The organism is Cryobacterium sp. TMT3-29-2, from assembly GCF_004564305.1.
In the GTDB taxonomy this organism is placed as follows: domain Bacteria; phylum Actinomycetota; class Actinomycetes; order Actinomycetales; family Microbacteriaceae; genus Cryobacterium; species Cryobacterium sinapicolor.
In genome coordinates, this window is sequence record NZ_SOGK01000099.1 from 1 (window position 1) to 13,894 (window position 13,894).

Below are 13,894 nucleotides of genomic sequence, written 5' to 3' on the forward strand. Positions count from 1 at the left end.
AGGCGTGCCCGCAAACGGCCGCGGGCGGAGACCGGAGCCGGCAACGGGGTCGGCTCGGGTGCCGGCGCCGGCGGCGTGCGCCCGGCCAGCAGGTCGGCGGCCGCGATCTCTTCGGGGGTCAGCTCGAGTGGGGACTGGGCGAGGCTGGCCCACCACGGCGCCGGCGCGAGATCGGCTTCCACCGAACGGATGCCGTCGCTCCCGTGCGCACGGTCCGGTCCGTTCCCGCCGGGCACCGGCATGGGCGCTGGAGCCTCGACGGGCCGCGAAGGTGCGGGTGCCGAAGGTGCGGGTGCCTCGGTCGACACAGGGTCGGGTACCGAACGGGCGGGCACCGAGCCCGAAGGCGGACGCGGGCCGGCCGGAGTCAGTTCCGAAGCCGGGTCATCCGTGCGCGCAGCGGTCGACGGGTTCGATCCGGCAGCGGCCGTGTTCGCGTACGCGGCCGGCTGCAGCTCGGAAGAGGCCGACGCAGGGGCAGACGCAGGAGAAGAGGGAGAAACAGGAAGAGACGCAGCCACGGAAGAAGACGCAGCGACGGGAGCAGACGGCGCAGTCCGGGCGGCACCTGCCGCATTGCCGGCTGAGGCGGCACCGGCCGTGGTCACACGCGCCGGATTCGCGGGCGTCACGACGAACAGGGCCGCTGTCGTGGTCGGCACGGATCCCGTTGCGGTCGACGACACCGCAGACGGCGACCCCGCAGGCAGCGGACCAGGCACCGACGTCGACGGCGCCGAAGCGGCGGGAATCACGGGGGCCGCACCGGCCCCACCAGCAGCAGCAGCGGCCGCCGCCCGTGCCGCTGCCCCCTTGGCGAGCCGAGGATCAGGCTGGGAGGTGGGCTTGAGCCCCCAGAGGAAGACGCCGGTATGGGTCGTCGGCTCGACGGGCGCCGGTGGAACGATGCGCGAGGTTCTCGGCCAGCGCGGCGACTGGCGGGGCGAGTACTCGTCCGGCAGCGCCGGGCGCGCACCATCACCGAGCTGAGATGCCAGCCACGCCATACCGTCTTCGCCGGGCACCTCGTCCTTGGGCACTAGTTCAGCCCCAGGTCCTCAAGGCCGATGGCGGCGTAGTAGGGGTAGCCCGCGGCTTCGATCACTTCGCGGGCACCGGTGTTGCGGTCGACGACGACGGCGACGCCGGCGATGATCGCGCCCACTTTGAGGAGCGCGTCGATGGCCGCCAGCGGGGAGCCGCCCGTGGTGGACGTGTCCTCGAGCACGACGACGCGCTTACCGGCGAGGTCGGGTCCTTCGACTTGCTTTCCCCGGCCGTGGTCCTTGGGCTCCTTGCGCACGACGAACGCGTCGTACGCGGCGCCGCGGGCCACACCCTGGTGCAGGATGGCCGCGGCCACCGGGTCGGCACCCATGGTCATGCCGCCGACCGCGGTGACATCAGGGATGTCCGCGATCAGGTCGAGCATGACCTGGCCGATCAGGGGGGCGACGCGGTGGTCGAGGCTGACCTTGCGCAGATCGACGTAGTACGTCGCCTTCTTGCCGCTGGTCAGGGTGAAATCCCCATGGAAAACGGCCTCGGCCGAGATGTGGGCGATGAGCTGCTGGCGTGTGTCCGTCACAGGTCCAACTTTAGGCCATCGGCCGGTCGGAGAGCCTGAGGGCAAGCGAGCCCTTAGAAGATGCGAACGAGCTTGCGCTCGGGCACGCGACGGAAGCCGTCCTTGTGCACGTCGACGACGACGGCAACGACGGAAGAGATGACGATGAGAACGAGAACGGCGAGAAGAACAAACACGGTCGTACCTTTCGGGTAATGGGGTTGAGTGTCGGGGAGACGGAGGCACCATTGCACGAGTTCGACATATTTATTTCACCATCTTTAACTTTGCAGCACAATCGCATTGTTCTGCACGGAGTGTGTAGCTTTGCTACATGGATGTCCAACGACTCGAACTGCTCCGCGAACTGGCCGAACGCCACAGCATCACGGAGGTCGCACGCGCCACGCACCGCACGCCATCTGCTGTCTCGCAGCAGCTGAAAGTGCTCGAACGCGAGGCCGGACTGCCGCTCACCGAGCGCAGCGGCCGCGGCCTCGTTCTGACGGATGCCGGACGCGCCCTGGCCCGCAGCGCAACGGATGTCGCGGTCGCCCTCGCCCGCGCCCGGGCGGTCTGGGACGAGTTCCGCAACGACGCCACCGGCGAGGTGAGCCTGGTCACGTTTCCGACCGCGGGTGAGATGCTGCTCCCCGGAGCGGTGAAGGCCATCGCCGCCGTGCCCGGACTCGTGGTCAACTGCACCGACAAGGACCCGGAGCTGAGCGACTTCCCCGCACTCACGGCGGAGTACGACATCGTGCTCGCCTACAGCCTGCGCGGCCAGCTTCCGTGGGGCGGCCGGGGGCTGACGGTGGTTCCGCTGATGACCGAGCCGCTCGACGTCGGGGTACCGGCCGACCACCGGCTGGCCTCCCGGTCGTGGATCACCCCGGCGGACGTCATCGGCGAGACCTGGATCGGCGCGCCGACCGGCTACCCGTTCGAGCGCATCCTGCACCAGATCGAGCAGAAGGCCGGCAGCCAGATCACCGTCGCCCAGCAGTTCGCCGACCTGCGGGTGATCGAGGCGTTCGTCGTGGCAGGCCTCGGCATCGCCCTGGTGCCCCGGTACACCTGGGGCGGTGACCAGCCGGGCCGGCTCGTGCTCAAGCCGCTGCGCGGGGTGGACGCCGAACGTCAGATCGTGGCGCTGATGCGCCCCGACCGGGCCGAGCGTCTGGCCGTGCGCACCGTGCTCGAGGTGCTGCGCACCGAGGCCGCCCGGGTGCAGGCCCAGCACGCCCTCATCCCCTAGGCCTCTGGCCCATGCACCGGCCGCGAATGCGGGCGAATTGTCGGTTAGGAAGGGTCATACCGACGATTCACCCGCACTCGCGGCCATACGGGCCGTGGCGAGCGGAGAAGACAGGGTACTAGGCGTTCTGCGGGAAGCCTAGGTTGATGCCGCCGTGGCTCGGGTCCAGCCACCGGCTCGTGATGGCTTTCTCCCGAGTGTAGAAGGCGATCCCGGCCGGGCCGTAGGCCTTGGCGTCGCCGAACAGGGAGTCCTTCCAGCCGCCGAACGAGTGGTAGGCCACGGGCACGGGGATCGGCACGTTGATGCCGACCATTCCGACCTGCACCTCGTTCTGGAACCTTCTCGCCGCACCGCCGTCATTGGTGAAGATGGCCGTGCCGTTGCCGTAACGGCTGCGGTTGATCAGGTCGAGTCCTTCGGTGTAGCTGGCGACCCGCACGACGGAGAGCACCGGGCCGAAGATCTCGTCGAGGTAGACGTCGGAGTCGGTTGTCACCTTGTCGAAGAGGGTCGGGCCGAGCCAGAAACCGGATGCGTCGCCGTCCACCTCGATGCCGCGACCGTCCACGACGACCTCGGCACCGTCGGCCCTGGCGATGTCGATGTAGGAGGCCACCTTGTCGCGGTGCACCTCCGTGATCAGCGGACCCATGTCGCATCCGCGCATGCCGTCGCCCACCCTGAGGCCCTGGAGCCGTTCGGTGATCTTCGCGACCAGCTCGTCGGCGACCGGTTCCACGGCCACCACCACGCTGATGGCCATGCAGCGCTCCCCGGCCGAGCCGAAGCCGGCATTGACGGCGGCATCCGCGGCCAGGTCCAGGTCGGCGTCGGGCAGCACGAGCATGTGGTTCTTCGCGCCGCCGAGAGCCTGCACGCGCTTGCCGTGGTGCGCGGCCGTCTCGTAGATGTACTTCGCGATCGGCGTGGAGCCGACGAACGAAATCGCCTGCACATCGGGGTGCACGAGCAGGGCGTCGACGGCTTCCTTGTCGCCGTGCACGACGTTGAGCACACCGTCGGGCAGCCCGGCCTCGGTCATCAGGGCGGCCATCCAGTTCGACGCGGACGGGTCCTTCTCGCTCGGCTTGAGCACGACCGTGTTGCCGGCCGCGATGGCGATCGGGAAGAACCAGAGCGGCACCATGGCGGGGAAGTTGAACGGGCTGATGATGCCCACCACGCCGAGCGGCTGACGCAGCGTGTAGACGTCGACGCCCGTGGACACGTTCTCGGAATACTCGCCCTTACTCAGGTGCGGCATGCCGAGCGCGAACTCGACGACCTCGAGGCCGCGCGCGATCTCGCCGAGCGCATCCGAGGTCACCTTGCCGTGTTCGGCGGTGAGGATGTCGGCCAGCTCGCCCTTGCGCGCGTTCAGAAGTTCCCGGAAGTTGAACATGACGCCCTGCCGCTTGGCCTGGGACGTGTCGCGCCAGAGCGGATAGGCGGCCTGAGCGGAGGCGACGGCGGTGTCGACGTCGACGCTGCTGGCCAGGAGCACGTTCTTCGCTACGGCGCCGAGCGCCGGGTTGAAGACGGGCGCGGTGCGGGTCGAGACTCCCAGGAGGGGAGCCCCGTCGATCCAGTGGGTGATGACGGGCAGTTCGGTCAGGGCGGTCTCGGTCATGGGCGTTCGTCTCTCTTCATTCTCGTCGTCGAGTTGTGGTCAGGGTGCCCGTTCCGGTCGAGAGTGACCCGCGGAACGGGCACTCTCGACCGGAAAGGTGCAGGTGGGGAGGGTGTGGGGGCGGGCGGTCAGCCGAGCAGGTCGAGGCTGAGGACCTCGTCGTAGATGGCGAGCGCCTCGGCGACCTCGGCGTCGGTGACGACGCACGGCGGCACCACGTGGATGCGGTTCTCGGCCAGGAACGGCAGCAGATTGCGGGCCAGCAGCTCCGCCTTGATCCGGCCCATCACGGCGCCGCTGAGTGGCTGGCGGGTCTCCCGGTCGGCAACGAGCTCCAGCGCCCAGAACACTCCGAGCCCGCGCACCTCGCCGATGACCGGGTGCTTGGCCTGCAACTCGGTGAGCCCCGGCGCGAGCACGTCGCGCCCGATCCGGGCCGCGTTCTCCACGATGCCCTCGTTCTGCATGGCGTCCAGGGCCGCCACGATCGACGCCATCGCGAGCGGATGTCCGCTGTAGGTGAGGCCGCCGGGGTAGACCATGGTGTCGAAGTCGTGAGCGATGGAATCGGAGATGATCACCCCGCCGGTGGGGACGTACCCGGAGTTGACGCCCTTCGCGAAGGTGATCAGGTCAGGCACCACGTCGAAGCCGTCGAACGCGAACCACTTGCCGGTGCGCCCGAAGCCGGCCATCACCTCGTCGAGGATCAGCATGATGTCGTAGCGGTCACAGAGGGCCCGCACGCCGGCCAGGTAGCCGGGCGGCGGCACGAGCACGCCGGCGGTGCCGGGGATGGATTCCAGCAGCACGGCCGCGATGCCCGCGGGTCCCTCGCTCTGGATCACGTGCTCGAGGTGGCGCAGGGCGCGCTCCGACTCCTGCTCGGGGCTGGTCGCCCAGAACTCGCTGCGGTAGAGCCAGGGGCCGAAGAAGTGCACGTGCCCGCGGGCGAACTCGTTCGGGATCCGGCGCCAGTCGCCGGTTGCGACGATGGCCGCGCCCGTGTTGCCGTGGTACGAGCGGTAGGTGGAGAGCACCTTGTCGCGCCCCGTGTGCAGGCGCGCCAAGCGGATCGCGTTCTCGATCGCATCCGCCCCGCCGTTGGTGAAGAAGACCTTGTTGAAGCCCTCCGGCGCCCGTTCGACGATGCGCTTGGCGGCCTCGCCGCGGGAGAGGGTCGCCGTGGAGGGTGCGACCGTGGCGAGCTCACCGGCCTGCTCGATGATGGCCGCGGTGACGGCCGGATGCTGGTGGCCGATGTTCACATTGACGAGCTGGCTGGAGAAGTCCAGGTAGCTGCGCCCGTCATAGTCCCAGACCCGGGAGCCCTGCCCGCCGGCGATCACCAGCGGCTTGAGGGCACCCTGGGCCGACCAGGAGTGGAAGACGTGCGCCCGGTCGAGGTCGTAGGCGAGCTCGTTCCGGCTGGCCGTGGCGCTGGGGGAAGTGATGTCATTCACGAATATCGGGTACTTTCTCTCTGCGTTGAGATGGTGGGGTCGCGGATCGCTCACCTTCAGTGTGACCGTGATCGGCTCGAATCTGCACCATTCGCGTGGATCGGGTCATTTCTTGGCCACGATCTGCTCGGCCATCGCCGGGATCACGGTCTCCCCGTAGACGCGCAACGTCTCTTCCTTGTTGTCGTGCTGCAGGTAGCCGGCGAACTGGTCCACGCCGATCGCGCGGAGGGCCTCGAGTTTCTCGATATGGTCCTTCGCGGGGCCGAGCAGGCAGAACCGGTCGACGATCTCGTCGGGCACGAACTCCGCGTGAACGTTTCCGGCGCGACCGTGCTCGTTATAGTCGTAGTCCTGCCGGCCGGCGACGTAGTCGGTCAGCGCCTTCGGCACCTGCGATTCCGTGCCGTACTTGGCGACGATGTCGGCCACATGGTTACCCACCATGCCGCCGAACCAGCGGCACTGGTTGCGCATGTGGCCCCAGTTGTCGCCGATGTACATCGGCGCGGCCACGCAGAATTTGACCGCCGAAGGGTCGCGACCGACATTGGCCGCGGCCTCACGTACGGTCGTGATCATCCACTCGGCCACGTCGAGGTCGGCCATCTGCAGGATGAAGCCGTCGCCGACCTCACCCGCGAGCTTGAGGGCCAGCGGCCCGTATGCCGCCACCCAGACGTCGAGGGTCGAGCCGCGACTCCACGGGAATTGCAGGGTCGCGCCGTTGTACTCGACCGACCGGGAGTTCGCGAGTTCCCGGATGACGTGCACCGACTCGCGCAGGGTCTTGAGGGTGGTGGGCGTGCCGTTGATCACGCGAACGGCCGAGTCGCCGCGACCGATGCCGCAGATGGTGCGGTTGCCGTACATCTCGTTCAGGGTCGCGTAGGTCGACGCCGTCACTGTCCAGTCGCGGGTGCCGGGGTTGGTGACCATGGGACCGACCATGATCCTGCTCGTCTCCGCGAGGATTCGGCTGTAGATGACGTAGGGCTCCTGCCAGAGCAGGTGCGAGTCGAACGTCCAGACGTGGCTGAAGCCGTGCGCCTCGGCCAGTTTGGCCAGTTGCACAGTGCGGGCGGATGGGGGGTTGGTCTGCAGTACTGCTCCGAAGTCCATCTGGTGTCCCGTCTAGACCAGGTACTGGCTCAGGCCGCGCTTGACGAACCGGCCGTCACCCTTGGCGCCGAGGTAGGAGTCGTCATCGATGACGACCTTGCCGCGGGACAGCACGGTGTCGACGTGCCCGTCGATCTCGTAACCCTCCCAGGCCGAGTGGTCCATGTTCATGTGGTGGGTCCTGCCGTTCCCGTTGACCGGCATGCCGATCGAGGTGTGGCCGTTCGGGTTGTAGATGACGATGTCGCCGTCCGCGCCGGGCTGGATGACCCCTTTCCTGCCGTAGAGGCCGAACATCCGGGCCGGCGTGGTGGAGGTGATCTCCACCCAGCGTTCGAGCGTGATGCGGCCGTTCACGACGCCCTGGTAGAGCAGGTCCAGGCGGTGCTCGACCGAGCCGATGCCATTCGGGATCTTCGAGAAGTCGCCGAGGCCGAGCTCCTTCTGCCCCTTCATGCAGAACGGGCAGTGGTCGGTGGAGACCATCTGGATGTCGTTGGTGCGCAGGCTCTGCCACAGGTGGTCCTGGTGGCCCTCGGCCCGGGAGCGCAGCGGTGTGGAACAGACCCACTTCGCGCCCTCGAACCCGGGTGCCCCGAGGTTCTCCTCGAGCGAGAGGTAGAGGTATTGCGGGCAGGTCTCGCCGAACACGTTCTGACCATGGTCGCGGGCGGTGGCGATCTGCTCCACCGCCTGCTTGGCGCTCACGTGCACCACGTAGAGCGGGGCCCCGGTGAGGTCGGCGAGCATGATCGCGCGGTGCGTGGCCTCCTCCTCCAGCTGCCAGGCGCGTGCGACGCCGTGGTAGTAGGGGTCGGTCTTGCCCGCTGCGAGCAGCTGCTTCACGAGCACGTCGATGGCGGGGCCGTTCTCGGCGTGCATCATGGTCATCAGCCCGGTCTCGGCGGACTTCTGCATGGCGCGCAGCACCTGCGCGTCATCCGAGTAGAAGACGCCGGGGTAGGCCATGAACAGCTTGAAACTGGAGATGCCCTCATCGAGCAGCCCGTCCATCGCCTGCAGCGAGTCGTCGTTCAGGTCACCGATGATCTGGTGGAAGCCGTAGTCGATGGCGCAGTTGCCGGCCGCCTTCTCGTGCCAGGCCGCCAGCCCGTCGAAGACCCGCTGGCCGTAGCTCTGCACCGCGAAGTCGACGATGGTGGTGGTGCCGCCCCAGGCCGCAGCCCGGGTGCCGGTCTCGAAGGTGTCGCTGGCCGCGGTGCCGCCGAAGGGCAGCTGCATGTGCGTGTGCGCGTCGACGCCGCCAGGGATCACGTACCTGCCGGTGGCGTCGATCACACGGTCGACGGATGCGGCGAGGTCGTTTCCGAGGAGGGTGGAGCCGGGCGCCAGCACGGCGACGATAATCTCGCCGTCGATGAGGACATCCGCCGGCACCCGACCGGTCGCGCTGACCACGGTTCCGTTCTGGATCAGGGTCTTCATGATGTGCCCCGGGCCTACGGTGCCGCGATCGGGCCGTAGGAGTCGGGTCGGCGGTCCCGGTAGAACTGCCACGAGTTGCGCACCTCGCGGATGACGCCGAGGTCGAGGTCACGGATGACGATCTCCTCGGTGTCGGTGGACGCCACCTCGCCGACGTAGTTGCCGCGCGGGTCGACGAAGTAGGAGCTGCCGTAGAACGTGACGGCGTCGTCACCGAATTCCACGGTCTCGGTGCCGATGCGGTTGTTGGCGCCGATGTAGTACTGGTTGGCGACGGCGGCGGCCGGCTGCTCGAGCTCCCAGAGCCGGTTGGACAGGCCGGGCTTGGTGGCCGAAGGGTTGAAGACAATCTCGGCGCCGTTCAGGCCGAGCACGCGCCAGCCCTCCGGGAAGTGCCGGTCGTAGCAGATGTAGACGCCGATCTTGCCGACCCTGGTGTCGAAGACGGGGTAGTCGGCGTTGCCGGGGCGGAAGTAGAACTTCTCCCAGAACTGCGGCAGGTGCGGCAGGTGGTGCTTGCGGTACTTGCCGAGGTAGGTGCCGTCGGCGTCGATCACGGCGGCCGTGTTGTAGAGCACGCCGGGCTGCTCCTCCTCGTAGACGGGGAGCACGATCACGATCCGGTGCTCGGCGGCCAGTTTCTGGAACCGCTGCACGAGCGGGCCCGGCACGCTCTGCGCGTAGTCGTAGTACTTGGCGTCCTGCACGATTCCGAAGTATGGGCCGTGGAACAGTTCCTGGAAGCAGATCACCTGCACTCCCGCCTCGGCCGCGGTGCGCACGAAACCCTCGTGCTTCACAATCATCGACTCCTGGTCACCCGTCCACTCGGTCTGGGTGATTGCTGCCCGAACTACAGTCATCTTGTCTCCACATTCGCCAGGGATGGAACAACGTCAGGCCGAACGGCACTTTTCGTGTTGGTCACGGTTCGTGTTCGTTACGCGCGTTCCTCATCCTGTCGAGCGAATCAGCCGGTGGCAAGGGTCTATCCGACCGGAGGTCCGGCACGCCCGGGGCGGTCCGATCATCCGTCGCCTGCCTGCCCTCCTGTGCCCGCGGCGCCGGCGGCGCTCGCGGAGCGCGCGGGATGGGCCGTGCCGACGTTCTGGCCTAGGCTGAAAGAAGACCGCCGGTTGGCTCTGACCGGTTGAGTCGCCTCTGACTTGAGCGACAGGTCGCCGACACTCCCTCGGTCGCACCCTCCCTGCCCTGCAGCTCTCCCGACGCTCGCGGGAGTGGGTGAATCGTCGCTATGACGCGCTCATACCGACGATTCGCCTGCTCTCGCGGCCCCGAACCGGATCGGCAACATGTCCCCATCACACTTTTTCCGTGGATCCCTAGCGGTGGGCGTTGTCGCGTCCGCGCTGCTGCTGAGCGGATGCGCCGGGGCTGGTACCGCGAGCGAGTCCGGCACAGAGTCCGGCAGCGTGCCGAACGCGAGCGCGAGCGGCGGCTACCCGGTCACGATCGACAACTGCGGCACCGACGTGACCGTGGCCGCCGCGCCCGAGCGCATCGTGACGATCAAGTCGTCGGCGACCGAGCTGCTGCTCGCGCTCGGCCTCGGCGACCGCATCGTGGGCTCGGCGTTCCTCGACGGGCCGCTGCCGGCATCCCTCGAAAAGGCCGGTGCCGACCTGAACGTGGTCAGCGACTTCGTGCCCGGCCAGGAGGCCGTTCTGGGTCTCACGCCCGATTTCGTCTACGGCGGCTGGGAGTCCAACTTCTCCGCCGAGGGTGTGGGCGAACGCGCCGGCCTCGCCGATCTCGGGATCGGCAGCTACGTCTCCCCCGCGGCCTGCAAGGGTGAGGGCTACATGCCCGACCCGCTCACCTTCGACTCGGTGTTCGACGAGATCACCGAGGCCGGCGCGATCTTCGGCGCCGAGGCGGCCGCGGCCGACCTGGTCGCCGACCAGCAGGAAACCCTCGCCGCCCTGGACCCGACCGACGCGGCCCCGACCGCGCTCTGGTATTCGAGCGGCACCGATACCCCCTACGTGGGGGCCGGCATCGGCTCCCCCAACATGATCATGGAGGCCGCGGGCCTCAACAACGTGTTCGCCAACGTGGACGACACCTGGACCTCGGTCGGCTGGGAGTCGGTCATCGAGGCGAACCCGAGCGTGATCGTTCTCGTCGACGCCACCTGGAACACCGCCGCGTCGAAGATCGCGAACCTCGAGTCGAACCCGGCCACCCAGCAGCTCGATGCCGTGCAGGCGAAGCGCTACATCGTGCTGCCGTTCGCGGCCACCGAGGCCGGCATCCGCAACGTCGAGGCAGCCGCATCGAGCATCGAACAGCTCGCCGCGCTCGACCCGACGACGGCGAACTAACTGCCCGGCGACCGACCGGGCCACACAGCAGGACAGGACCACGAAGCGGAACCGGGCCACACAACGGAACCGGGAAGCACTCAGCACGGCAGAGCGGAACGGACCAGGCAGGTGAATCGGGTGGAGCTGCAGCAGGAGGAGCGCACGGCGGCCCAGCGCCGTCGCGTCGCCGGGCGCGCGCGCTACCTTGCGTGGCTCGCCCTATCGGTTCTGGCGCTCCTGCTCACGGCGGGGCTGGCCGTGACCATCGGACCGGCGGACGTGAGCCTGACGGATGTCGCCGCGAGCCTCGCCGCACACCTCGGCCTGCCGGGCGCCGCCGAGGTGGCCCCGCTGACCGACTCGATCGTGTGGCAGCTGCGCCTGCCGCGGGTGCTGACCGCGGCGGCGGTCGGTGCGGGGCTCGCGCTCAGCGGCGCGGTCATGCAGTCGGTGACCCGTAACCCACTGGCGGACCCGTACCTGCTCGGACTCTCGAGCGGCGCCTCCCTCGGCGCGGTCTGCGTGATCATCCTCGGCGTTGCGGTCGCGCTGCCGGCCGCGGCGTTCCTCGGCGCGTTAGCCGCCCTCGTCGCCACTCTCAGCATCGCGAGGGTCGGCGGCACGATCACCCCCGGGCGCGCGGTGCTGTCAGGCCTGGCGATCGCTCAGCTGGGCGGAGCCGCCACCTCCTTCATCATCTTCTGGGCGGCCAAGGGCGACTCCTACCGGGAGATCCTCAACTGGCTGCTGGGCTCGCTGGCCGGCAGCTCATGGTCCAGCGTCGTCATCTCGGGCACCGCCCTGGTGCTGGTCGGCGCCGGGATCGTGCTCTCGGCCACCCGCCTGGACGCATTCACGTTCGGGGACACGGCCGCGGCGACCCTCGGCATCAACGTCAACCGCACCCGGTGGATACTGCTCGGAGCGGTGGCGCTGATGACCGGCGCGATGGTGGCCGTGAGTGGGGCCATCGGCTTCGTCGGACTGATTCTGCCGCACCTCGTGCGCGGCCTGAGCGGACCCGGACACCGCCGCCTGCTGCCGCTGACCGTGGTGCTCGGCGCCCTGTTCCTGATCGTGGCCGACACCCTCGCCCGCACCGTCTTCGACCCGCGCGAGCTGCCCGTCGGCATCATCACCGCGCTGATCGGCGTTCCCGTCTTCATCGTGCTGATCAAGAGCAGGAAGGCCGCCGCATGGTCGTGATCCTCGACCGGGTGTCGTTCCGCATCAACGGCACCCCGATTCTGACCGACGTGTCGGCGGTCGTGCCCACGGGCGCGGTGACCGGGCTGCTCGGGCCCAACGGTGCCGGCAAATCCACGCTGCTCCGCCTGATCGCGGGGCTGGAGACACCGGATGCCGGCGGCGTCGAACTCGACGGGGCGCCCGTCGGCGGGGCGCGAACCCGTGCAGGGTCGGGTCTGTCCCGCCGCGAGACGGCCCGGCGGGTGGCGCTGCTGGAGCAGAACGCCGCGCCCAGCGTCGACCTCACGGTGCGTGAGGTCGTGCTGCTCGGCCGGATCCCGCACCGCAGCCGGGTGCTCGGCAGTTTCGGCGGCGACGACGACCACCGGGTCGCCGAGGAATCGCTGGCCATGGTCGGCGGCACCGATCTCGCCGACCGGGCCTGGCGCACCCTCAGCGGCGGCGAGCAGCAGCGTGCGCAGATCGCCCGGGCGCTGGCCCAGCGGCCGAGCCTGCTGCTGTTGGACGAGCCGAACAACCACCTCGACGTGAGCGCGCAGCTCGGGCTGCTCGGGCAGGTGCGCGGGCTCTGCGCGGGTGCCGCGTCGAGCTCAGGTTCCGGTCCCAGGTCAGACGACCGCGCAGGCCTGACCGCGATCATGGCACTGCACGACCTGAACCTGGCGGCCGCGTTCTGCGACCAGATCCTGCTGCTGCACCACGGCCGGCTCGTCGCGGCCGGCACCCCCGACGAGGTGCTGGCGCCATCGGCCATCGCGGAGGTCTACGGCGTGGACTGTGACGTGATCCCGCATCCCCGCGGCGGACATCCGGTGATCGTGTTCTCCCCGTCCGCCTTTATTCCGGGGTTCCCGCCCAGCCGTGAAACCGAAGTCACCCAGCAGGGACGAGGCAGCCGATGACGGCCGTCACGGTCCTGGCCGGCGGCATCGGCGGCGCCCGCTTCACCCGCGGGCTGCTGCAGCACCTGGCCGCGACCGACCCGGATGCGACGGTGACCGTGATCGTGAACACGGGCGACGACATGTGGCTCGACGGGCTGCGCGTCTGCCCCGACCTCGACACCGTGATGTACACCCTCGGCGGCGGCATCAATGAGGAGCAGGGCTGGGGGCGGCCGGGCGAGTCCCGCCGCGCCTCCGCGGAGATCGCCGCCTACGGGCGCGGCTGGTCCTGGTTCACGCTCGGCGACCTGGACCTGGCCACCCACATCGTGCGCAGCGACCTGCTCCGGGGCGGGTCCACCCTGAGCGAGGCAACGTCGTTCCTCTGCCGCCGCTGGCAGCCCGGCGCCCGCCTGCTGCCGATGAGCGACATCCCGGTCGAGACACATACCCGGCTGGCTATGGATGCCGACGAGCATCGCGCCGGCGAGCTGATCCACTTCGAGGAGTGGTGGGTGCGCTACCGGGCCGGCGTACCGGTGACCGAGTTCGTGCAGGTCGGGCTCGAGTCCGCCGTGCCCGCGCCGGGCGTCGTCGACGCCATCCTGACGGCGGACCTGGTCATCCTGCCGCCGTCGAACCCGGTCGTCTCGGTCGGCACGATCCTCGCCGTCCCGGGCATTCGGGAGGCCCTGCGCTCCACCGCCGCCGCTGTCGTCGGCGTCTCCCCGATCATCGCGGGCGCGGCCGTGCGCGGCATGGCCGACGCCTGCCTCAACACGATCGGCGTGCCGACCTCGGCCGAGGCCGTGGGCCTGCACTACGGCTCCCGCGCCGCGAACGGTGTGCTCGACGGGTGGCTGGTGGACGAGACGGATGCCGGTGCGCTGCCCGCGCTGGCGGCCGCCGGCATCCGCGCCGTCGCCGTGCCGCTCTGGATGCGGGACGCCCCCACGACCGCCGCGCTGGCCGCGGAGGCGCTGGC

The 13,894-nt window shown here is 69.2% G+C and carries 13 protein-coding genes and 1 pseudogene; 6 read left to right on the top strand and 8 right to left on the bottom strand.

Annotation, left to right across the window (positions count from 1 at the left end):
- Nucleotides 1-242: pseudogene (locus tag E3O67_RS11550) on the bottom strand (hypothetical protein); the annotation flags it as partial.
- Here E3O67_RS11550 and E3O67_RS11555 point away from each other — a divergent pair.
- Nucleotides 241-990, top strand: a complete 750-nt coding sequence (locus tag E3O67_RS11555; protein ID WP_135102756.1) for a hypothetical protein — start codon at nucleotides 241-243, stop codon at nucleotides 988-990. The pseudogene E3O67_RS11550 and the gene E3O67_RS11555 sit on opposite strands and share 2 nt — an antisense overlap.
- A 49-nt stretch (nucleotides 991-1,039) precedes the next feature.
- Here E3O67_RS11555 and pyrE read toward each other — a convergent pair whose 3' ends face one another.
- Nucleotides 1,040-1,588 carry an orotate phosphoribosyltransferase gene (gene pyrE, locus E3O67_RS11560; protein WP_134433242.1) on the bottom strand — a complete coding sequence of 183 codons (549 nt, stop codon included), beginning with the start codon at nucleotides 1,586-1,588 and terminating at the stop codon, nucleotides 1,040-1,042.
- Nucleotides 1,589-1,641: 53 nt separating this feature from the next.
- Complete coding sequence (locus E3O67_RS17630; protein WP_255408580.1) at nucleotides 1,642-1,764, bottom strand: hypothetical protein; 123 nt, start codon at nucleotides 1,762-1,764, stop codon at nucleotides 1,642-1,644.
- Between the two features lie 137 nt (nucleotides 1,765-1,901).
- On the opposite strand from E3O67_RS17630, the gene E3O67_RS11565 reads away from it, so the two are divergent.
- Nucleotides 1,902-2,825, top strand: a complete 924-nt coding sequence (locus tag E3O67_RS11565) for a LysR family transcriptional regulator (protein WP_134433240.1) — start codon at nucleotides 1,902-1,904, stop codon at nucleotides 2,823-2,825.
- A gap of 118 nt (nucleotides 2,826-2,943) precedes the next feature.
- On the opposite strand, the gene E3O67_RS11570 is transcribed toward E3O67_RS11565, so the two are convergent.
- The 5 genes from E3O67_RS11570 to E3O67_RS11590 all read right to left on the bottom strand — a co-directional run bounded on the left by E3O67_RS11570 (nucleotide 2,944) and on the right by E3O67_RS11590 (nucleotide 9,352).
- Nucleotides 2,944-4,458 (bottom strand): CoA-acylating methylmalonate-semialdehyde dehydrogenase, encoded by a 1,515-nt coding sequence (locus E3O67_RS11570; protein ID WP_134433238.1) that lies wholly within the window; start codon nucleotides 4,456-4,458, stop codon nucleotides 2,944-2,946.
- Nucleotides 4,459-4,586: 128 nt separating this feature from the next.
- Complete coding sequence (locus E3O67_RS11575; protein ID WP_241982140.1) at nucleotides 4,587-5,921, bottom strand: aspartate aminotransferase family protein; 1,335 nt, start codon at nucleotides 5,919-5,921, stop codon at nucleotides 4,587-4,589.
- A 105-nt stretch (nucleotides 5,922-6,026) separates the two neighbouring features.
- Nucleotides 6,027-7,043: a TIGR03842 family LLM class F420-dependent oxidoreductase gene (locus E3O67_RS11580; protein ID WP_134433236.1), complete on the bottom strand. Its 1,017-nt coding sequence runs from the start codon at nucleotides 7,041-7,043 to the stop codon at nucleotides 6,027-6,029.
- 12 nt (nucleotides 7,044-7,055) lie between these two features.
- Nucleotides 7,056-8,492, bottom strand: coding sequence for a dihydropyrimidinase (hydA, locus tag E3O67_RS11585; protein ID WP_135102760.1), 1,437 nt, complete (start codon nucleotides 8,490-8,492; stop codon nucleotides 7,056-7,058).
- A gap of 11 nt (nucleotides 8,493-8,503) precedes the next feature.
- A complete protein-coding gene (locus E3O67_RS11590) occupies nucleotides 8,504-9,352 on the bottom strand; it encodes a nitrilase-related carbon-nitrogen hydrolase (RefSeq protein WP_135102757.1) in 849 nt (282 codons plus the stop codon).
- A 486-nt stretch (nucleotides 9,353-9,838) separates the two neighbouring features.
- Here E3O67_RS11590 and E3O67_RS11595 point away from each other — a divergent pair, with 486 nt between their 5' ends.
- From E3O67_RS11595 to cofD, 4 genes are all read left to right on the top strand, one after another.
- The gene (locus tag E3O67_RS11595) at nucleotides 9,839-10,834 is read left to right on the top strand and encodes a putative F420-0 ABC transporter substrate-binding protein (RefSeq protein WP_241979404.1); all 996 of its coding nucleotides are present in this window, start codon (nucleotides 9,839-9,841) and stop codon (nucleotides 10,832-10,834) included.
- A gap of 120 nt (nucleotides 10,835-10,954) precedes the next feature.
- On the top strand, nucleotides 10,955-12,022 hold the full coding sequence (locus E3O67_RS11600) for a putative F420-0 ABC transporter permease subunit (protein ID WP_370260451.1): 1,068 nt from the start codon (nucleotides 10,955-10,957) through the stop codon (nucleotides 12,020-12,022).
- Nucleotides 12,013-12,927: an ABC transporter ATP-binding protein gene (locus E3O67_RS11605; protein WP_134433230.1), complete on the top strand. Its 915-nt coding sequence runs from the start codon at nucleotides 12,013-12,015 to the stop codon at nucleotides 12,925-12,927. Before E3O67_RS11600 ends, E3O67_RS11605 begins: the two co-directional genes overlap by 10 nt.
- On the top strand, nucleotides 12,924-13,894 hold a 971-nt coding region (cofD, locus tag E3O67_RS11610), incomplete at its 3' end, for a 2-phospho-L-lactate transferase (protein ID WP_135102758.1). The genes E3O67_RS11605 and cofD, both read left to right, overlap by 4 nt.

Coding starts and splice junctions, on each gene's coding strand:
- E3O67_RS11555 (WP_135102756.1), top strand. CDS start 241: ATGGGCGCTGGAGCCTCGACGGGCCGCGAAGGTGCGGGTGCCGAAGGT.
- E3O67_RS11565 (WP_134433240.1), top strand. CDS start 1,902: ATGGATGTCCAACGACTCGAACTGCTCCGCGAACTGGCCGAACGCCAC.
- E3O67_RS11570 (WP_134433238.1), bottom strand. CDS start 4,458: ATGACCGAGACCGCCCTGACCGAACTGCCCGTCATCACCCACTGGATC.
- E3O67_RS11580 (WP_134433236.1), bottom strand. CDS start 7,043: ATGGACTTCGGAGCAGTACTGCAGACCAACCCCCCATCCGCCCGCACT.
- E3O67_RS11590 (WP_135102757.1), bottom strand. CDS start 9,352: ATGACTGTAGTTCGGGCAGCAATCACCCAGACCGAGTGGACGGGTGAC.
- E3O67_RS11605 (WP_134433230.1), top strand. CDS start 12,013: ATGGTCGTGATCCTCGACCGGGTGTCGTTCCGCATCAACGGCACCCCG.